We start from the raw sequence: 19221 nt of genomic DNA, 5'->3' as shown, positions 1-19221 counted from the left end.
CCGCCCTCCCCGCTTCCCCATCCCCAATCCCGCGAGCATGCGATCCGGCAGGCGAACGTCGAGCGGACGCCTGCCGGATCGCATGCTGGTGAGGGCTCGGCCGCGGGGTCAGGCGCGTTCGAGGATGCTGGTGACGAGCATGGTGTGGTCCTCGAGGCGGCGGCGGACACTCCAGCCGAGGTCGGCGAAGGCCTGCTCGTATTCCTCCCGCGTCCAGAGGCGGACGCCGGTGACCGCGTGGTAGATCTCGTAGGTGGGCGAGAACCAGGGCTGTTCGGTCCAATACGGGGCTTCGAGCAGGTACCCGTCGCCGATGACCAGGCGGCGCAGGTTGGGGAACCAGTCCATCCAGCCGCGCAGGACCGCGGCGATGCCTTCGCCGTCGCTGGCCAACTGGTGCAGCAGGAAGAAGGACATGGCGGTGGTGACGGCCTCGCGGTCGACGGCCGCGAGCCAGGCGGGCGGTTCGGGTTCGGGCTGAACCGATCCGGCGAGCAGGGTGATGCGGTCGGTGAGGCCGCGCGTGGCGAGTTCCTCGGTGGCGTCGTCGATGACGCCCTGTTCGATGTCGACCCCGAGGAAGCGCTCGTGCTCGGCGATGCCGGACAGGGCCATCACGCGACCGGCGTCGGCGCAGCCGAGGTCGATGGTGCACCCGGGTGTGTCGGCGGCGATGGCGCGGCCGATGGCCTCGAAGATCTCCGGCCGCCGCCGCGCGATATCGGTGCAGCCCCGGGCCACCTCACCGGGTTCGGTTGCGGCGGGGATGTATTCGCGATGCGGGCTGTCCGACAGCTGCCGGAAGGTGGGCTCCCACCCGCGCACCGCGACCCGCACGAAGCCGCGATTCTTCCCCACATCGTGCCCGGTGTGGGTGAGCTGGTAGCGGTGCCCACGCCGAATCAGGAACCCGGCGCGCATCAGCCCCTCGGCGACGGTCTGCTGGATGCCGGTGGCGGGCACGATGGTGTCGCCGCCCAGCAGGGTGACCCACCATCCCCAGTCGTCGGCGGCGACGATGAGTTGTCCGGCGGTCTGGCCCTCGATGACGTCGCGAATGGTGAAATCGCCGATGGCGGAGTGCGAATGGATGAGCGGAGTGACTGCGGTCATGATCGTTCTTCCTGAGCGGTGGCGACGGCGATCGCCTGGATTTCGATGAGCAGCCCGTCGATGGGCAGGGTGGTGACGGTGGTGATCCGCGCCGGTGCGGCCGTCGGGAAGTAGGAGCGGAATTCGGTGTTCCAGTCGGGAAACCAGCGGCGATCCGCCAGATAGCAGTCCAGGCGGAGGACGCGGTCGCGGCTGCTGCCCTCGGCGTCGAGGGCCGAATCGAGTTGGCGGAAGACCTCTTTCGCCTGGCCTTCGAAGGTGTCGGAGGTGACGGCGAGGGTCTCGGGATCGACGGCCGCGAGGCCGGAGGTGAAGACGAGGCCGGAACCGCTGCGGGCCAACGGGAATGCGCTCATGAGGCGGCCCGCGTGATTCGGGAGGCGTCGATCGCGGCGATGGTCGGCGCGCCCGAGAGGATCATGAGCGTGCGCAGTTCCTCGGTGAGCAGTTCGAGGACCCGATCCACCCCCGCCTCCCCGGCCGCCGCCAGCCCGTAGATGGCGGAGCGGCCGATGATCACCGCGTCCGCGCCCAGGGCCAGCGCCAGATAGATATCGCTGCCGGTGCGCACGCCGCTGTCCAACAGGATCGGCACCTCCGGCCCGACCGCGGCGCGAATACCGGGCAGCATGTCCAGACTGGCGGGAGCCGGATCCACCTGCCGCCCACCGTGATTGGACACCACCAGCGCACTCGCCCCGATGGCCAAGGCCCGCTCGGCCGCCGCGGGCGTGAGCACCCCCTTGGCGATCCACGGCAACCCGAACCCGGTGGCGGCGATGGCCAGCTCGGCCCAACCCCACACCATGCCACCGCGTTTGAGCAGCTGCCCGAACACCTCCGCGACGCCGGGGGCACCGTCCTCGCCGGTCAGATTGCCCGCGAAATGCCGCTGATCCGGGTCGAATCGATTGGCCATATTGCGAGTTCGAAAGCCCCCGACGGGGCAGTCCAGCGTGACGCACAGGGCGTCGTAACCCAGCCGCGCCACCCGTTCGGCCACCGCCGTCGCATGCCCGAACGGATGCACCTGCGCGATCCGCGCGGCCTCGGGCGCGGCCGTCCGCACCCGCTGATAGGAGAAACTGCCCGCCTCCGGCACGACGGACAGCGCTCCCCGCGCCTGCGCCGCCCGCGCCACCGCGGGGTGGCCATCCGGGTGGAACAGCGCGTCACCACCGAAGGGTGCGGTGAGAATCGGGGTGGCCAAGGGCATTCCGAGAAACTCGGTGTGCGTGGACGGTGCGCCCACCCCGCTCATGGGCGCGGGCAGAATGCGCCAGCGATCGAAGGCGAGCCGGTTGTCCCGCAGGGTGATCTCCTTGCCCGCACCGCCCTCCACGAAATCGAGGACATCGGCGGGCAGGGCCGCGGCGGCCGCCTGCCGGATCTCGTCGAGGCTGCCGAAGTCGACGCGGGTCGGGTAGAAACTGTCCAGTTGCGCGGTCACGCCACACCTCCGGCGGGCAGGGCGGCGGACGCGGGCAGCTCGGGTGCGTCAGCGGACGCGGCGGCGGCCGCCGGGCTGGCGGTGGAACCCGGGGCCTCGGCCACGGGCGACGCCGTGGCGTGACGGCGGCCGTATGACAGGTACACCGCCACCCCCGCGGCACTCCAGATCACGAAGCGCAGCCAGGTCAGGGCCTCGAAAGTGGTGGCCAGCCAGATACATCCGGCGATCGCGCCCACCGCGACCAGCGGCAGGAAGGGGACTCGGAAGGGTCGCGAGCGGTCGGGTGCGGTGCGACGCAGGATCAGCACGCCCAGCGCCACGATCAGGAAGGCGAACAGCGCGCCGATATTGACCAGCTCCGCCACCGTGCCGATGGGCAGCAGGCCCGCGACCACGGCGACCACCGTGCCCAGCAGCAGGCTCAGCCGCACCGGGGTGCCTCGGGAACCGGTGTGGGACAGCGCCTTCGGCAGCATCCCGTCGCGGCTCATGGCGAACACCAGCCGGGTGGGTCCGTAACACACCATGAGCAGGCCCTTGGTGAGCGCGACCACCGAGGCCACCAGGATCACCTTGCCGATCCACCCCGCGCCCACCGCGGCCAGCGCGGTCGCCACCGGCGCGGCATTGCCGAGCGTGGAATACGGTGCGACACCGGTCAATACGGCGCTCACCGCCACATACAGGGCGGTGGCGACGACGACCGAGCCGATGATGCCCCAGGGCAGATCCCGGCGCGGATCGCGGGTCTCCTCGGCGGAGGTGGCCACGACGTCGAATCCCAGATACGCGAAGAACGCCAGCGCCGCCCCGGCCGCGATACCGTGCACGCCGAACGGCAGGAACGGCGACCAGTTGCCGGGATGCACGTGCGGCGCGCCGATCGCGATCACCAGCACGAGCACCCCGATGGTCACGGCCACCAGGGTTTTCACCACGGCCGCCGTGAGTTTCACCTCGAATATCAGCACACCGATCAACACGGCGACGATCAGGACGGCCGGAAGATTGATGACGCCACCATCGCTGGGCCCCGCCGAAATCGCCTTGGGCAGAGAAATCCCGAAGAGGGAATTCAGTGCCGCGCCGAACAATCCGGACCAGCCGATGGCAATGGCCGAGGCCGCCACCGCGTATTCGAGCAGCAGATTCCAGCCGACCAGGAATGCGGGCACCTCGCCCAGCGTGCCGCGCGTATAGGTGTAGGCGCTGCCGGATAGCGGCGTCATGGCGGCGAGTTCGCTGTAGCACAGCGCCACCAGCGCGCAAATGGCCCCGGCCAGCACGAACGAGAGAACAATGGCCGGTCCGGCCTTGGTGGCGGCGGCAATGCCGGTGGTGACGAAGATGCCCGCGCCCACAATGGTGCCCACGCCCATGGCGATGAGATCCCACCGGCTCAGACTGCGGTTGAGAGTTGGTGCTGCCATTTCTGGAATCCATTCGGAGAGAATGTCTTTGAGGTCGATGCATTCCAGTGAAACGGTTGGATTTTATGGTCCGATGAACTCGCGTAACGTCTTCGTTTCGGGCATTTTGGCAATGGCGACAAGGGAATTCTCGACCGGGCATGCGAAATTACGCGCGATCGGAATTCGCGCGGGAATTCACGCCGATGGATTCGATTCTTCGAATTGGCGAGTTATGCGGTTGTCGAGAGTCGCGGTGCGGGAGGGGAGTCCGCGGCGCGCGCCGTTGCGCGCCGGCGGACGACTGCGGTGACCACGGCCACCAGGAGCAGGACGGCCGCGGCGGCCAGCACCGCGTCGCGCAGGGACGCGACCGTGGCGATGGCCCCGAGGCCGACCGTGGTGAGCGCGGCACACGCGTAGGCCACGCTCGCGAATCGCGAGGCGGCCCGGGCGTGCTGATCGGGAGGCGTTGCGGCACTGACGATTCGCAGGCCGGTGCGATAGGCCAGACCCTGCCCGCACCCGGCCACCACGCCGCCGCACAGCAGCAGGGCCAGGCTGGGCACCCACGACACGGCCGCGGCCAGCGCGACGCCGAGCACGATGATGACCTGTGCCGTAACGGATTCGGCGGCAAGCCGGCCCGGTGGCAGCACTCGCTGCACCACCCAGGCGCTCACCAGGTAGAGCGTCACCGGCAAGGCGAGCAGGGCGAGATTCGTGGTGCCGAGCAATTCCGCGCCGTAACTCGGCAGCAGCGCGACCACCAATCCCGCCGACACCCACGCGGCGATTCCACTGAGGTATCCGGTGATTCGAGGCTCGGTCGCATCCGGCGGGGGAGCCGCGTGCTGAGCGACCGACGCCGGGCGGACCGCCCGATCGCTCAGTACGGCCGCCAGCATCGCCGCCAGGAGAACGCCATGCGCGAGGTACACGGTCACGCCGGGTGCGGGCAGGTATTGGGCCACCACCGCGGCGGCGATGGTCCCCAGCGCCGACCCGAGCACGGTCGCCACGGCCATGGCGGTGCGCCCGCCCTCGCCCTTGCGCTCGAGGATCAATCCGGCCAGCGATCCGGTCACCAATCCGACGGAGAGCCCGGCGCAGACGCGCGCCACGACCACGGGCCACGGCGAATGCGCCACGGCCATGGCCACATCCGCGGCCACGCCGAACCCGCTGCCCACCCCGATCCGCCACCACCAGGCCGCGCGCGCGGACGGCGTCCCCAGCAGTGACAGCGTCGGCGTCAACGCGAACAGGTAGGCGGCGAAGATCACCGTGATGAGCAGCGGCGCGAGCGCCCAGGCATGCCGGTAGTACGGCATCATCCCGGTCGCCATATTGGGCTGCGCCATGATCAGGACCAAGAGCGCGCCCGGTGCGGCTGCCCGCATCCCGGCCTCCTAAGTGAGGAGATCTTCTCTGTTAGAGAATACGAAACTGAGAAGAACTTCTCTACTCGAGCGCCGCGCGGCAATCCCGACCCGCGTTCGCGGAGGATGGAGGCGTGCCCGTGAACACCCGCAGTGATGCTCAGCGCAGCCGCGTGCTGCTGGTCGATGCGGTCCAGGCCCTGCTGCAGGCCGGACGGATCGGCTTCTCCATCCCCGAGCTCGCCGCCGAGGCGGGCGTGGGCGTGGCCACCGCGTACCGGCATTTCCCGACACCGCAGGATGCGCTGCAGGCCTTCCACCGCCGGGCCATCGAGCAATTGATGGAGGCGCTCGCGGCCGTGGACGCCGGACCCGATCCGGTGGACCGCTTCCATCGCTGCTGCCGCACCTGGGTGGATCAGGCCGCGCAGTGGGGACCGGCCGTGCGCTACATCCGCAGCTCCAAGGGCTTCATCGAGCGCCTCGCCGCCGGGGACGAATCCATCACCGCCCTGCACGACATGCTCGCCGAGGTGCTGAATTCGCTGGCGCTGCAGGGCAAGACCACCGAATACGACGTCACCTACGCCGTGCTGCTGTGGATCACCATCTTCGACGAACGCGTCGTCTACGACCTGACCGAACACCGCCACTGGACCGCCACCGAGGTCACCGACCACCTGACCCGGGCGGTCGCGGGAGCCCTCGGCATCACGATCTGAGCCGCACCCGATCGGCAACCCCACCGGCCAGGGGTATGTTGCGATTCATACGATCGTATGACACTCTGAACTGCGGAATAGATCGATGATTGAACGATTGTATGAGGGGTGGGTCGAATGTTCAGAGTGTTGGAGCTGCTGGGGCTGTGCGCTCCGGTGGCCGGTGCGGCACTGGCGGTCTACTACCGCCGACGCCTCGGCGGCGCGTTCGGTTTCGCGATGGCCGCGGCGGTGATCGGGCTGGCCGGTTCGGCGGTGGCCATGATCGCCGAGCGGACCCTGTTCCTGGGTGGGGACACCGAGGGCATGACCGAGCACATGGAAATCGGTGCCGCCCTGCGGAACCTCTTGCTCATCGGCGCGTGGATCCTGCTGCTGGTCGCGATTGGGCGGCATCGCCGGGGTCCGGAGACGCGGTCGGAAACGGCGGTGCGGCGATGAACGGCGCGACCCTGTTCGGCGCGAGCGAGATCGCCGTCGGCGTGCTCGCCGCCGTCACCGTGGTATTCGGTCTGTCCCTGGCCCGCCGCCACCCCCTCGCCGGATGGTGCACCGTCGCGGCCGCTTTCGCCTGGGTGCTCGCCGAGGCCCTGCACTGGGCCCAGAAGGACCTGATCATGCCCGGCCTGGCGGGCCACGAGCACGAGTCGGCCCGCTTCATCGTCGGCATGCTCGGCGAGGGGGTGTATTTCGGCATCGGCGGGCTGGGCATACTGCTGTTGTTCTTCGCCGCCGTGGCCAATCGCGCCCCGAACTCCGATCAGCGCCCCGAACCGGCCGCGCTGGCGGGCAAGCTGATCGGTCAGGCGTGGCGCTACTACTCCACCCGCGAGCAGAGAGGACGCCGTGGCTGACCGCCGCCCCGTCGAAACCACCGACCGGCGTTACCAATTGCTGGAACGCCTCGCCGACGCCATTGCCGAGACCGGCATCGAGGGCGTCAGCATTCGCGATCTGGCCGCCCGCGCCGGAGTCTCCATCGGCACGGTGCAATACAACTTCTCGACCAAGACCGAGTTGTTGCTGGCCGCCTGGCATCACGTGCGACACCAGGCGGCCATGCGGTTCACGCGCGAGGACCTCGCCGCGCTCCCGCCGGACGAACAGCTGCTCAGTCTGACCGAGCTGCTGCTCCCGCCCACCGCCGACGACCGGCTGGCGCGGGTCTGGCTGGCCCTGGTGGCGCGCGCGGCCCACGACCCGCAGATCGCGGCCCTGCACCGCGAGCAGTGGCGGGAGACCGAGGACCTGCTGGCGCGGGTGCTGACCCGCGCCGCGCCCGCGCGGGAGGACGAATCCCGGGATACCGCAACCGAATTGCTGGCGCTGCTGGACGGGCTGGCGATCTCGGTGATCACCGAGCCGGATCGGGTATCGCCGGAACGTGCCCGCCGCATCGCCCGCAATCGGGTGCGGCAGTGGATCGGGTGAGAGTTACTTCAGGACGGCCCCGCTACTTCAAGACAGCATGGAGCAGCTGCACCCCGGCAGTGAGGGCCGTGCCCGCCACCGACCAGCTGGTGCCCGCGGGTTGGGTCGATAGGACCACCACCGCATAGCGATACGGCTGATCCGGCGACGGACTCACCAACCCCGTGGTGTCCAGGGTGGTCGAGGAGTCCAGATCCATCCACCCCTGCTTCACCGCCCAGCTCGCACCGGTCAACGCGTCGGGGATGCCGAAGTACTGATTCGTCCCGTCCGCGGCGGTCTCGGACGCGTCGTGCAGCGCACCCAGGATCAGATCCCGCGCCGAGGCCGGGGCCGCGGTGGTGATGTAGTGGAAGATCGACACGACATCTCTTGGCGTGGTGAGCGTTTCACCCCACTGCGCGGTGTCCTCGGGCGCGGTGGTGGCGGTCAGCCCGATGGTGCTCACCATGCGGTCGATGATGGCGTCATTGCCGCCGTTGTCCCACAGCGCGTCCGCGATATCGTCGTCACTGGTCGACAGCATCTGGCTCACCCGGTCGGCGGTATCCGAATCCGGTTGCCAATCCTGGCTTTTCAGCGTGTCCAGCGCGATGAGCAGCTTCACCACCGAGGCGGTGTAGAACTGCTGATCGGCATTGAGGCTGGCGACGGGGGTACCGGTGGTGGTGTCCACCACGTCGATACCGACGCTGGTGCCGGGCGAGGCGGCCTGAATGGCGGCCTGCATCTGCTGGGCGATGGCCGTGACCGAGATGGGATGCGGGGCAATCACCGTGGTGCCGGGCGTGGTCTCCGGGACCTGATCGAATCCGATCTGATCGCGAGAGGTGGCGAGGGCACGCGGGGCGAGCGATGCCAAGGAGATCACGGCGACGAAACTGCCGGCCGCGATCCAAGTCCACCGCGCGTGCGGTGAGCGGGCCTGAATCGGGGTCATAGCTAATTAGATCGACACGAAGCTCGAGACATTTCCAGTCGAACGCTGTCAATTTCCTGTTAACTGCGGATCGATCTGGTCTCGGTTCGGAATCGGTTCGGATCAGCTATTTTGCCGCGAACTAAGATCGCTGGTGGGTCGGGATTCATCCCGGTGGAGACAGTGATGGGTACTAGCGGTGAAAGACTCCGAAAAGCCCTCGTGAATAGCCTCGCCCCCCTCGGTTTCGGGGTGCTGGTCATGCTCGTCCCGGTGGTCGCCCACGCCGAGGCGGACTATGGCAACGGGTGTGTTCTGTTCTCTGACAACACATCAGCAACCGTGGACTCGTTGCGCTTCAGATGCGCACCTTCGCAACTGGAGACGATCTACCGCAACGCCCCGCGCGGCGATGTTCCGATCGGCGCGAAGGACGGCTGGGTCGCCGCCCCGCGCGAGATGCAGTCCTGGGCCCCGCTCCTGTGGATCGGCAAGGACTTCTACACCGGCCCGTCCGGCGGCTACCTCCTCAACCGCCTCACGGCCGCCGGATTCGAAGCCTGGCCCGCGAACGTCTTCGCCGGACCCTCGGTCGTGGACGGCGGCCCGGCCTGGATCCTCGACTACGCGCCCTCGCCGACCCCGTCGCTCTACGACGAGATCCGCGAGGTGACCCCGGGCGTCTGGTTCGGCTACTCGTGGAATCGCGAAGGGGGCGGCTACGTCCAGCAACTGAGCTTCATCCTGGCCTGAGCGTCGAGAACCACTGCCGCCCGGCCGTTTTCACGCCCAGCGACCGCCGCCGTCGACGTGCAGGGTGGTGCCGGTGAGGAACGGATTGGTCAGCGCCAGCAGGGCCGCCGACGCGATGTCCGCGGGCGCGCCGACGCGGCGGGCCGGATTCCTGGCGGCCACGGCGGCGAAGAGCTCCGCCTTGCCGGGCCCGTCCCACGCACCCGAATCCACGATTCCGGGCGAGATCGCATTGACCCGCAGCGGTGCCAACTCCACCGCGAGGGCCGCGGCCAGCGTGGCCACCGCCGCATTGGCCGTGGCCATCACGACGCGTTCGGGCGCGGGTCGCCACGCGGCGACGCCGGAGAACAGCAGCAGCGCGCCACCGGGACGGAAGCGCGGTGCGAAATGCTTGGCCAGCAGGATCGGGCCGATCACCTTGGCGTCGAAGGCGCGGTGGATGGCCGCGCGGTCGAGAGCGGCGACCGGGCCGTTGGCGGGGTCCGCGGCCAGGGTGACCAGATAGTCCAGGACGCCGACGCGTTCGGCCAGGGCGGCGATGGTGGCCTCGTCGGCCAGCTCGACCTCGGGGCGGCCTACCGAGATGACCTGTGCACCTTGCGCTTCGGCGTCGGCCGCCAGTCGCCGGGCGATGCCGGAGCTGCCGCCGATGATCACGAGCTTCTTGTTCCGCAATGTCGTCATGCCAAGGATGAGCGCTCGGCCGCCCCTCGATCATCCCGTCGCGATCTGAAGGTTTTCTTTCGTTCCCATAGAATTACCGAATGCCTACCCTGCGCGCTCTAGAATGCCTGGTCGCCGTGCTCGACGCCGGATCGATCACCGAAGCCGCGGCGGCGCTGCACATGTCGCAACCGGCGCTGTCGCATCAGCTGGCCGCCCTGGAACGGGAGATCGGCGCGCCGGTGCTGGAACGCCTGCCGCGTGGCGTGCGTGCGACGGTGGTGGGACGCGCGGTGGCGGCCGACGCCCGGGCGGCGCTGGCGGCGGCACAGCGGGTGGTGAGCACCGGCCGCGCCACCGCGCGCGGCGCGGGCGGCCATGTGCGCCTGGCCTGTGCCGAGAGCATGACCGCGGGCCTGCTCGCCCCCGTACTGCGGACCTGGCTGCGCCGCAATCCCGCCGTGGGCCTGAGTCTCACCGAGACCACCAGCGCCGACGAGCTGGCCCGGCTGATCGACGCCGGGGAAACCGATGTGGCCATCGGCCCCCGCCCGACCCGCTTCACGGGCGCTGTCGAGCTGATCGGTGTCGAGGAGATCGTGGCGGTACTCCCGCCGGGCCACCCCCTGGCCGAACGCAAGCTCATCACCTTCGAACAACTCCGAGACGAACCCCTGGTCCACTACCACCCCGACAACGGATTGGCCGCCTGGCTGGACGCCGAAGCCGCCCGCCACCAGGTGACGCTCACGGCTGCGGTCCGCACCCGCCAGGCCGGCACCGCCGCCCGCCTGGCCGCCGCCGGTCTCGGCGTGGCCCTCGTCCCCACCACGGCCCTCGGCGGCGGCGCGGTCCCACCGATCCGTCGCCTGCGACCGGGTGTCACCCGAGACCTGGTGTGCCTGACCGCGACTCCCGCCGACGTTCTGGTGCGCCGCTTCATCGCCGAGGTCGTCCGCCGTGGCGTCCCGGTCCCCGCCGCGGTCGCCACCGCACTCGAGTGAAGGCCCGGTCGGTGCCGGGGGCTTCGGATCAGCGCGCACAGAACCGTCGTGCGGGGCGGGTGCCGCTTGATAGACGTGGACATCGTTGTCTACGAAAGGGATTCGATGACCACCCTGTTGCATATCAATGCGTCGGCGCGCGGTGAGCGCAGTCAGTCGCGGGCGTTGGCTCGGACATTCATCGATGGGCTCGTCGCGAAGGATCCGGGGCTGACGGTCGACACCATCGATCTGTTCGACGCCGACCTGCCGGACTTCGGAACCCATGCGGCCGAGGCCAAGTTGGCATTGTTCACCGGGCGGGATCAGACACCCGAGCAGCTCGCGGCCTGGGAGCGGGCGCGGGTGGTGTTCGAGCGGTTCGCGGCGGCCGATCTGTACGTGATCAACCTGCCGATCTGGAATGCGGGCGTGCCGTACATCTTCAAGCAGTGGGTCGATATCGTGACCCAGCCGGGGTGGACGTTCACCTTCGATCCGCAGAGCGGGTATTCGGGGCTGCTCACCGACAAGCGGGCGGTCACGGTGTACACCAGCGGCGTACATCAGCCGGGTGTGCCGGTGCAGTTCGGCTCCGACTTCGCGACGCCGTTCGTCGAGGACTGGCTGAACTTCGTGGGCATCAAGGACATTGCCGAGATCCGGTTCGCGCCAACGGTATTGACCGAGAAGCCGGAGGCGGGATTCGCCGCGGCCCAGGAGCGTGCGCGTGAGCTCGCCGCCGACTACTGAGCCGGGCTCGGCTACCGAGCCGGGCTGGGCCCCGACCGGTCGGACCGTCGCGGCGGTCTGCGCGGTCGGCATCCTGGTGGTGGGCCAGCTCTACGTGGTGCTGCCGGTGCTGAATCGGCTTGCGGCGGACTGGGATACGTCCAAGTCGGCGGCCACCTGGACCACCACCGCCTTCGGGCTGGCCTACGGCGCGGGCTTCCTGGTGACCGGGCCGCTCTCGGACCGCTGGGGACGGCGGCCGGTGATCGTCGGCGGGTTGCTCGCCACAGTGGTGAGCTCCCTCCTGGTGGCGGCCGCCCCCGGACTCGTGACCGGCCTCTCGGCACGAATCCTGCAGGGCCTCACCGCCTCCTTCTTCGCCCCCGCCGCCTTCGCCTACCTCGCCGAACGCATTGCCCCCGACCGCAGAATCTTCGCCCTCACCTGCCTGACCAGCTCCTTCCTCGGCGCGGGCGTGGTGGCCCAGGTCCTGGCCCAACTCGTCGGCAATGCCTGGGGCTGGCACGCAATCTTCGTCGCCGGAGCAGTCGTGTTCGCCCTGTCGGCGGTGTTACTGCGCGTGGTTCTCCAGCCGCCGAATTCGGTAAGAGACGCGGCGGTCACAACCGAGGGTGGATTCGCGGATGTCGCGCGAACCGTGTTCGTGCCCTTCGTGATTCTGCTCCGGCAATCTCGCCTGGCTCTGTTGTATCTGAGTTGCCTGGCGATCTTGGGCTCGTTCGTCGGCATCTATACCGGTATCCAGCTCGCACCGCCGGACGGAGTGGGATCCGGCAATGCCGCCCTGCTCGCGCTGCGGGCCAGCGCGATTCCGGCCATGGTGGCGGTGCCGCTGCTCGCCGGACGATTGGGGGTGATCGCACCGGCGGCACGGTTGATCACCGCCCTGGCCGCAGCCGCCGCAGCGGCGGCGATCACCGCGGTCCCCCTGGGCGGCGTATGGGTCGCGATGTGGCTGTTCGTGTTCGTGACGGCCATCGCGGTCGCGGCACCGGCGGCGGTCCAGGCGATCGCGGCGCAGGCGGGCGAGGCACGGGGCACCGCCACCGCGCTCTACACCTTCGCCCTGTTCGTCGGGGCCAGTGCGGGACCACAGCTCGCCAATCTGGTTTCACGCCATGGCTATTCGGCGGTCGCGCTGACCATCGCGGCATTGGCGGCGCTGGGGGCGGCATTGGCCGTCGCCTCGACGCGAGTAGTTGTCCGGGAAGCCGCGACGGCACCGAGCGGGGTCGGCGTGGGGGAAGCCACCGCGGGTTAGATCGGCGGGCGGGGGACAGCGCTGTCCTCCGTGGGCGGGTTTCGATCGGGGTGGTTGAAACTATGGGTCAAAAATACTGGGGGACATAGGTTTTCGTGGACGGTCATGAGTTCCAGTGTCAAGCCCCGGCTGGCTGGGCGGCAACCCTCCACGACGGCGGGGTGCTCCGGGTGACGACCGGATGGTGGCGAGCGCCGCCATAAGCGTCTTGCTCTCGGAGGAAAAATGTCTGTAGCCCAGCTCGATTCGGTGTCCGTGCTCTCGGGGGAGGTGGCCGTCGGCGAGGTGCTGCTGGTGGCCGACCGCTTCCGCGGTATCGCCGAGGACGACCGGGCCTTCACGGTGTCGGGACTGGTCGCCGCCCTGCGCGGCGGCCGGTGGCGGGAGTCGGAGCGCGCGTTGACCGTTCATCTCGGGCAGGGGGTGACCCGCCACGACCTCGACTACCTCGAGCACGTGGCGCGGGTGCACGCCCCGGCCGGGCTGCACGTGCGCGGCGCGGTCGACGAACCGGCACCCCGCCACCAGGTACACAAGTATCAGAATTCGAATGTGCTGCTGGCCAATCTGATTCGCGAGTCCGAGACCGAGTTCCGGGCGGATCTGCGCATTCACGGCGACAACGAACTGCTGCTCGACCACCAGACCGGCGAACACGTGCAGGGCATCGTCATCGTGGAGGCGGTGCGCCAGCTGTTCCTGGGCGCGTTCGAGCTGGAGTACGGCCGCCGCTGGCCCGAACAGCACTTCTACATCGTCTGGAACAGCATCGAATTGGAGTTCAAGTCCTTCCTGTTCCCGCTGCCCGCCACCCTGCACGCGGTGCTCACCCCGATCGCCATCGAGGACCCGGCCAAGCTGGAGTTCGCCATCGACGTCGACGTGCGCCAGCTCGACCGCAGCGTGGCCACCACCCGCATCACCTACGCGGCCCTGCCCAATGAGCGCATCTCGCAGATCGAACGCCACAAGGCCGCCAAGGCGATCGCCGCCTACCTGGGCGCGGTGGCATGAGCGCGACAGCGGGTGCGGCGTTCTTCGACGTCGACGAAACCCTCATCACCGTCAAGAGCATGTTCGCCTTCCAGCGCTTCTGGCTGGCCGAGAACGGCGACGACGGCAGCGAATACGCGCGCCTCAGCGACGAGATCAAGCGACAGGCCGCGTCCGGAACACCCCGCGAGGAGGTGAACCGGCAGTACTACCGGGCCTATCGAGGCGTGCGTGCCGACGCCTTGGCCGCCGCCGGCCGCCGCTGGTTCGCCGAGTTCTCCGCGAGCGGTGCCGTCTACTACACCGACGCGGTGGAAGCGCTGCGCGCACACCAGAATTCGGGTGACACCACGGTCCTGCTGTCGGGCTCGTTCGCCGCGGCGATCGCCCCGGTCGCCGATGCGCTGGGTGCCGATCACCTCATCGCCACCACCCCGGTGGTCGACGCGGCGGGCGTGCTGACCGGCGAGGTCCATCACCCCATGATCGGCACCGCCAAGGCGAGCGCGGTCACCGATTTCCTGCGCGAGCACGGCATCGCCCGCGAAAACAGCTACGGCTACGGCGATCACGCCAGCGATTTGCCGTTCCTGCGGGCCGTCGCACACCCCGGCTTCCGCGGCGACGACGCGGTGCTGTCGGCGCACGGCCACGGCTGGATCCACTTCTCCGACCGGGTCGGCGCGTCCGTCGACGATCCCGGCCGCCTTCTCTCCGATCAGGAAGCGCTCTCCGTATGGTGACCCGAAGCTACGAACTGACCCCGACCACCCAGGGCCCGCTGTACCCGCCGAGCGAAGTCCTCGACGCCGACGGCAATTTCATTGTGGTCGGCTTCCTCACCGAGCCCGACGCGGACGGCGGCATCACCCGCCGCTGGGGGCGGGCCATTGTCGCCGCTGATACGCCGGTGCCGAAATTCGGCGAGCTGGCCGCCTACACGATCGTGCGCGAGCTGGGCGAGGACCTCTCGGAGGAGGATGCCGCGAGCGTCCTGCACACCCTGCCGCTGCCCTTGCCCGCCAACAACTATCCGATGGTCTTCGCCCCCGACCAGCGTCCCGACGCCGACACGGTGACCCGGCCCAGCTACCCGTTCCACGAGACGCCGATCCCGGACTTCCGCCCGCAGGACGGCCGCAAACTCACCGAGCCGGTGATCCTGGGCGCGTGGCTCGAGGCGCGCGGCACCCTCGAGGTCACCGTCGACGACGAGGCGCGATCGGGGGAGTTCCGTTTCGAGTTCACCGGCCTCATCCCGGATTCGCTCTACACCGTGATGTCCCTGCGCGCCAAGGACTTGGACCCCGACGCTCCCACGCGCCCCGGCCCCCTGGGCGTCCCGAACGTCTTCACAACCGATGAGAACGGAACCGCCACCTACCGCGCGGTCCTGCCCAACCCCTTCCCGGATCCGGCGCTGCCCGGCGCGAACCGCATCATCAGCGTGGTCGTGCTGTGGCAGAGCTATCAGCAGAACTACGGTGGCGCGATAGGCCATTTCGGCCTGGGCGGTGATATTCACGCCCAGCTCAAACTGCCGACCCCGGTCTTCGACGAGTTCGTGACCCGGGACTGACACCCGGGATCATTGGACTCGATGGGATCACCGTGCGGCGCGATAGACCTTCCGCGCGGTGATCACCATGGGAATCTGCATCGGGAGCCGCAGCAGGGCACCGACTTTGAGCGCCATCGGCCTGTCGCTGTTCCACCAGTCGTAGGCCATCTGCAGATTGCCGGGGAACACGGCGAGGAAGATGACCGCGGCCAGGCGTGCGCCCAGGCCGCGGGTGCGGGGGAGCAGCAGCAGGGTGCCCGCGGTCAATTCCGCCGCGCCCGAAACCTGGGTGTAGGTACGGGGTTTGCCGGGCAGCTGGGGTGGTATGAGCGCATCGAAAGGCTTGGGGGCGATGAAATGCAAGCTGCCCACACCCAGCAGCAGGCCCGCGAGGGCCAGCGCGCGGGTACGGACTCCGGAGGTGCCGGGCGAATCTGCTGCCATTGCTGCAGCATAACCGGTCGGTCTGTATTGTCCGGTCGGTCACCGATTCCCGCGTTTCCCTCCGGTGTGTCGTCGTCGCGAGTAGCCGATCGCCAAGGGGTAACGCACAATTAGGCTGCTGTCCGGCTCGAGCAGGGGAAGTTATGAAGGCGCACAAAGGGCTTGCGATGGCCCTGTTGGTCGTGGGTTTGATCGCTGGTTGCTCGAAGGAGGAGGCGAAGCATCCGTCCAACGCACCGGCCCAAGCGGTTCCGCAGCCAGCGCCCAAGGAGAAGGAAGGCACCATACCGGTCGGTCCTGGCCCGCAGGGTGTCTACACCGTCCAGGCCCAGCCCGCGCCCGGCAGCTGCCACTACCGCAAGACCTCCGACGGGCAGCCGCTGCCCGATCCCAACTGCACACCGGGCGCGACGAATCCCAAAGTGACAGCGTCGAATCTGGCCGACACCATCTGTAAGTCGGGTTATACGGAGTCGATTCGGCCCAATAGCTCGATCACCAATCCCGAGAAGGCCGCCAATATCAAGTCCTACGACTACACCGGCGACCCGCGCGATGCCGAGTACGACCACCTCATCTCCCTGGAGCTGGGCGGCGATCCGAATGATCCGCGCAATATCTGGGTCGAACCCCCGTCACCGGATCACAAGGCGGGCAACGGGCCGAACAACCCCAAGGACGGCGTCGAATCCCGGCTGCACAGCCTCGTCTGTAGCGGCAAGGTAGCACTGGTCGACGCGCAGGTGGCCATCGCCACCGACTGGACCACCGCCTTGGCGAAGGTCGGCCATCCCAACGGCAACTGATTGCCGCCCGGCCGCGATCTGGGCGCGAAATCGCCGGTGGAGCCGTGTTGACGGGCCTACCATCGAACGATGTCAGCGCCGCAGGACGGCTCGACGATGATCGAGGGCCGGGTCGTGCACAAGGTCAGCAATGCTCTGAAGATCACCTTCAGCAACGGTCCCGGTGATCCGCTAGCGGTCGGCGTGCAGGGCGCGGGAAATGGCCTGGGAGCCAAGACCGCCATCCTGTTCGGCTTCAAGAACGGCGGCACCGGCAAACACCGCATCACCTATGCCGACGGTTCGATCGTCTGGGTGGAATCGCGCGATTCCGCCCCCACGGTCCTCAGCCGCGGGGACGGCACCGCCATCGGCACCATTCAGCGTGCCGACACCTCCACGGCCGTGGGCTCCACGGCGGGAACGCTTTTCCACTTCGTCCCCGATCCCGAGGAGTCCAAGACTCCCGAACTGTTCCGCCTGGTGGTCCTGGACCGGATGGGCGTGGAGACCGGTCGCCTCGACGTCATCCGCAGGGTCGGCGGCTGGGCCCGCATGGTGAGCGACCTCTACGACGACACCTTCTGGTGGGATCGTGCGGGACAGCCGCTCCCCATCCCGATCCTGGGCACGCGCCTGTGGCTGAAACACCCGCTCGACCAGGTGGAGCGGGACGTGCTGCTCGGCGTGTGCGTGGACATCACCCTCGGTCTGCGGCCCTACATCAAGGCCATGAAATAGGCGCTCAGTCAGCGACTTTGATCACGAGCTTCCCGAGATTCCTTCCGGTGAGCAGCCCCTGGAACGCCTCGACGGCATGGTCCAGGCCCTCGACCACATCCTCGAGGTAGGCGAGCTTGCCCTCCGCGATCCATTGCGCCGCAGCCGGAACGAACTCTGCGGCCTGGTCCCAGAACTCGGTGACGATGAAGCCGCGCACGGTCAGGCTCCGGCGCAGAATGGCCGACATGAGCAGCGGCAGCCGGTCGGGCCCGGGCGGCAGGTCGGTGTTGTTGTAGTTGGCGATCAAGCCGCACACCGGAACTCGCGCGAATTGATTGAGCCGCGGCAGCACCGCGTCGAAGACCGCTCCGCCCACATTCTCGAAGTAGACGTCGATCCCGTCCGGGGTGGCGGCGGCCAACTGCTCGGCGAAGTCCGGTGCGCGATGGTCGATGGCCGCGTCGAACCCGAACCGTTCGCGCAGCAACGCCACCTTCTCCGGCCCGCCCGCGATGCCCACCGCCCGCGCGCCCTTGATCTTCGCGACCTGGCCGACGGTCGCGCCGACCGGTCCCGTGGCGGCCGCGACCACGACGGTTTCCCCCGGCTGCGGCCGACCGATATTGATCAGACCCGTGTAGGCGGTCAACCCCGGCATGCCCAGCACACCCAGCGCCGTGGTAATCGGCGCGACATCCGGGTCCAGCTTGCGCAGCGCCTTCACGTTCTCCACCGAATGCGTCTGCCAGCCGGCTTGGCCGAGCACGATATCGCCGGGACGCACCGCGGGATCGGTGGATTCCAGCACCCGCGACACCGTCCCGCCGACCATGGTCCCGTTCACCTCGACCGGCGGCGCGTACGAGGGCGCATCACTCATCCGCCCCCGCATATAGGGGTCCAGCGAGAGATACAACGTCTGCAACAGGGCCTCGCCGGGCTTCGGCCCGTCCAACTCGACCGTCTCGGTGCGGAAGTTCTCCTGCTGCGGCATGCCGACCGGCCGCGAGGCCAGCACGATACGGGTGGATTTCATCCCCTCATTCTGCCCATTGTTGCCCAGGCTCACGACCGTTCCGCTCGCCAAGTGTCGAAACTGGTCATGATGTGATGGCGGACCGTGGGCCAGTCCGGGACCAGGGCGGTGGCGGCGGGGACCGAGGCGGTGAGCAGGACGCCCGCGATGGTGATGACGGTGATCCGCATCCAGTCGCGGGCACCGGGGCGGTCGGCGAGCTCGCCGAGGACGCCCCGGGCGACGCCGAAGACCGTTTCCTCGAGGTGCTGGACGAGATGGGCGACGGTGGACGACATTTCGGGGTCGGTGCGGGCGGCGGCGAGGAATTCGAAGCCGACGCTGACCGGTGCCACCTGCGCCAGGGTCCACAGCTCGTCGACCAGGACGGCGACCCGCTCGCGCTCGGATCCGGCTGTGGTGGAGTAGGTTTCGATGACCGCCTGGGCGGTGATGTCGGCGACCCGGCGAATCGCGGCGTCGAGGAGTTCGGCGCGCGTGGGGTAGTAGTGCTGGACCGCGCCCTGGCTGACCCCGGCGCGCTCGGCCACCCCGCGCGTGGTCGTGGCGGCGTGGCCGTTCTCGATGAGGCTGGCGATGGTGGCGTCCAGGATGGCCAGCCGGGTGTCCTCCCGCTGCTCGGCCCGGCTGCGACCGGGTTTCGCTTCGGGCTTGGCCTTGGGTGCTTCGGGCTTGGCCTTGGGTGCTTCGGACTTGTCGCGCTTGCTATTTCCCGTCGTGACCGGCACTCGCCCACGATACCGGTTGCGCAACGAACAAGTCGGCCGACTTGTCAAGTCGTTCGACTGATCAATACGCTTGTGCGACAGCCGATATGGAATCACGAAGAGGTGA

At 68.7% G+C, this 19221-nt stretch carries 23 protein-coding genes and 1 riboswitch; of the genes, 13 read left to right on the top strand and 10 right to left on the bottom strand.

Annotation, left to right across the window (positions count from 1 at the left end):
* Positions 1–108 precede the first annotated feature (108 nt).
* From VMT65_RS13715 to VMT65_RS13695, 5 genes are all read right to left on the bottom strand, one after another.
* A complete protein-coding gene (locus VMT65_RS13715; protein ID WP_326308546.1) occupies positions 109–1113 on the bottom strand; it encodes a hypothetical protein in 1005 nt (334 codons plus the stop codon).
* Positions 1110–1469 (bottom strand): RidA family protein, encoded by a 360-nt coding sequence (locus VMT65_RS13710; protein ID WP_326308544.1) that lies wholly within the window; start codon positions 1467–1469, stop codon positions 1110–1112. Before VMT65_RS13710 ends, VMT65_RS13715 begins: the two co-directional genes overlap by 4 nt.
* Complete coding sequence (locus VMT65_RS13705; RefSeq protein ID WP_326308543.1) at positions 1466–2563, bottom strand: alpha-hydroxy acid oxidase; 1098 nt, start codon at positions 2561–2563, stop codon at positions 1466–1468. Before VMT65_RS13705 ends, VMT65_RS13710 begins: the two co-directional genes overlap by 4 nt.
* Entirely contained in the window at positions 2560–3996 is a 1437-nt protein-coding gene (locus VMT65_RS13700; protein ID WP_326308542.1) for an amino acid permease, read from the bottom strand. The genes VMT65_RS13705 and VMT65_RS13700 overlap by 4 nt, the downstream gene beginning before the upstream one ends.
* A gap of 212 nt (positions 3997–4208) precedes the next feature.
* The gene (locus tag VMT65_RS13695) at positions 4209–5378 is read right to left on the bottom strand and encodes a hypothetical protein (RefSeq protein ID WP_326308541.1); all 1170 of its coding nucleotides are present in this window, start codon (positions 5376–5378) and stop codon (positions 4209–4211) included.
* A 113-nt stretch (positions 5379–5491) separates the two neighbouring features.
* Between VMT65_RS13695 and VMT65_RS13690 the strand changes: the two genes are divergently transcribed.
* The 4 genes from VMT65_RS13690 (at position 5492) to VMT65_RS13675 (ending at position 7510) form a co-directional block, all read left to right on the top strand.
* Complete coding sequence (locus VMT65_RS13690; protein WP_326308540.1) at positions 5492–6079, top strand: TetR/AcrR family transcriptional regulator; 588 nt, start codon at positions 5492–5494, stop codon at positions 6077–6079.
* A gap of 117 nt (positions 6080–6196) precedes the next feature.
* Positions 6197–6520 carry a hypothetical protein gene (locus tag VMT65_RS13685; RefSeq protein ID WP_326308539.1) on the top strand — a complete coding sequence of 108 codons (324 nt, stop codon included), beginning with the start codon at positions 6197–6199 and terminating at the stop codon, positions 6518–6520.
* A complete protein-coding gene (locus VMT65_RS13680; RefSeq protein WP_326308537.1) occupies positions 6517–6933 on the top strand; it encodes a hypothetical protein in 417 nt (138 codons plus the stop codon). The genes VMT65_RS13685 and VMT65_RS13680 overlap by 4 nt, the downstream gene beginning before the upstream one ends.
* Positions 6926–7510 carry a TetR/AcrR family transcriptional regulator gene (locus VMT65_RS13675; protein ID WP_326308535.1) on the top strand — a complete coding sequence of 195 codons (585 nt, stop codon included), beginning with the start codon at positions 6926–6928 and terminating at the stop codon, positions 7508–7510. Before VMT65_RS13680 ends, VMT65_RS13675 begins: the two co-directional genes overlap by 8 nt.
* A 22-nt stretch (positions 7511–7532) precedes the next feature.
* On the opposite strand, the gene VMT65_RS13670 is transcribed toward VMT65_RS13675, so the two are convergent.
* Positions 7533–8381, bottom strand: a complete 849-nt coding sequence (locus VMT65_RS13670; protein ID WP_326308534.1) for a hypothetical protein — start codon at positions 8379–8381, stop codon at positions 7533–7535.
* A 399-nt stretch (positions 8382–8780) separates the two neighbouring features.
* Here VMT65_RS13670 and VMT65_RS13665 point away from each other — a divergent pair, with 399 nt between their 5' ends.
* Complete coding sequence (locus VMT65_RS13665) at positions 8781–9182, top strand: hypothetical protein (protein WP_326308533.1); 402 nt, start codon at positions 8781–8783, stop codon at positions 9180–9182.
* 30 nt (positions 9183–9212) lie between these two features.
* Here the strand turns inward: VMT65_RS13665 and VMT65_RS13660 are convergent, their stop codons facing one another.
* On the bottom strand, positions 9213–9869 hold the full coding sequence (locus VMT65_RS13660) for an SDR family oxidoreductase (RefSeq protein WP_326308532.1): 657 nt from the start codon (positions 9867–9869) through the stop codon (positions 9213–9215).
* An 80-nt stretch (positions 9870–9949) separates the two neighbouring features.
* On the opposite strand from VMT65_RS13660, the gene VMT65_RS13655 reads away from it, so the two are divergent.
* From VMT65_RS13655 to VMT65_RS13630, 6 genes are all read left to right on the top strand, one after another.
* A complete protein-coding gene (locus tag VMT65_RS13655) occupies positions 9950–10852 on the top strand; it encodes a LysR family transcriptional regulator (RefSeq protein ID WP_326308531.1) in 903 nt (300 codons plus the stop codon).
* Between the two features lie 105 nt (positions 10853–10957).
* Positions 10958–11584, top strand: a complete 627-nt coding sequence (locus VMT65_RS13650; protein ID WP_326308530.1) for an FMN-dependent NADH-azoreductase — start codon at positions 10958–10960, stop codon at positions 11582–11584.
* Complete coding sequence (locus tag VMT65_RS13645; protein ID WP_326308529.1) at positions 11562–12845, top strand: MFS transporter; 1284 nt, start codon at positions 11562–11564, stop codon at positions 12843–12845. The genes VMT65_RS13650 and VMT65_RS13645 overlap by 23 nt, the downstream gene beginning before the upstream one ends.
* A gap of 101 nt (positions 12846–12946) precedes the next feature.
* A riboswitch (SAM riboswitch) is annotated at positions 12947–13057 on the top strand.
* A gap of 13 nt (positions 13058–13070) precedes the next feature.
* Positions 13071–13859, top strand: a complete 789-nt coding sequence (locus VMT65_RS13640) for an AfsA-related hotdog domain-containing protein (protein WP_326308527.1) — start codon at positions 13071–13073, stop codon at positions 13857–13859.
* Positions 13856–14581: an HAD family hydrolase gene (locus tag VMT65_RS13635; protein ID WP_326308526.1), complete on the top strand. Its 726-nt coding sequence runs from the start codon at positions 13856–13858 to the stop codon at positions 14579–14581. The genes VMT65_RS13640 and VMT65_RS13635 overlap by 4 nt, the downstream gene beginning before the upstream one ends.
* The gene (locus tag VMT65_RS13630; protein ID WP_326308525.1) at positions 14575–15417 is read left to right on the top strand and encodes a hypothetical protein; all 843 of its coding nucleotides are present in this window, start codon (positions 14575–14577) and stop codon (positions 15415–15417) included. Before VMT65_RS13635 ends, VMT65_RS13630 begins: the two co-directional genes overlap by 7 nt.
* Before the next feature lie 27 nt (positions 15418–15444).
* Here the strand turns inward: VMT65_RS13630 and VMT65_RS13625 are convergent, their stop codons facing one another.
* A complete protein-coding gene (locus VMT65_RS13625; RefSeq protein WP_326308524.1) occupies positions 15445–15843 on the bottom strand; it encodes a DoxX family protein in 399 nt (132 codons plus the stop codon).
* Between the two features lie 143 nt (positions 15844–15986).
* On the opposite strand from VMT65_RS13625, the gene VMT65_RS13620 reads away from it, so the two are divergent.
* Both VMT65_RS13620 and VMT65_RS13615 read left to right on the top strand, forming a co-directional pair.
* The gene (locus VMT65_RS13620) at positions 15987–16649 is read left to right on the top strand and encodes a hypothetical protein (RefSeq protein WP_326308523.1); all 663 of its coding nucleotides are present in this window, start codon (positions 15987–15989) and stop codon (positions 16647–16649) included.
* Between the two features lie 69 nt (positions 16650–16718).
* Complete coding sequence (locus VMT65_RS13615) at positions 16719–17369, top strand: hypothetical protein (RefSeq protein ID WP_326308521.1); 651 nt, start codon at positions 16719–16721, stop codon at positions 17367–17369.
* 4 nt (positions 17370–17373) lie between these two features.
* Here VMT65_RS13615 and VMT65_RS13610 read toward each other — a convergent pair whose 3' ends face one another.
* Both VMT65_RS13610 and VMT65_RS13605 read right to left on the bottom strand, forming a co-directional pair.
* Entirely contained in the window at positions 17374–18387 is a 1014-nt protein-coding gene (locus tag VMT65_RS13610; RefSeq protein ID WP_326308520.1) for an NADP-dependent oxidoreductase, read from the bottom strand.
* Between the two features lie 29 nt (positions 18388–18416).
* On the bottom strand, positions 18417–19115 hold the full coding sequence (locus VMT65_RS13605) for a TetR/AcrR family transcriptional regulator (protein WP_326308519.1): 699 nt from the start codon (positions 19113–19115) through the stop codon (positions 18417–18419).
* Positions 19116–19221 lie beyond the last annotated feature (106 nt).

Source organism: Nocardia sp. CDC153 (assembly GCF_035818515.1).
Classification (GTDB): Bacteria; Actinomycetota; Actinomycetes; order Mycobacteriales; family Mycobacteriaceae; genus Nocardia.
The sequence above is the reverse complement of the archived record's forward strand: the minus strand, read 5'-3'. Positions and strand labels throughout refer to the sequence as shown.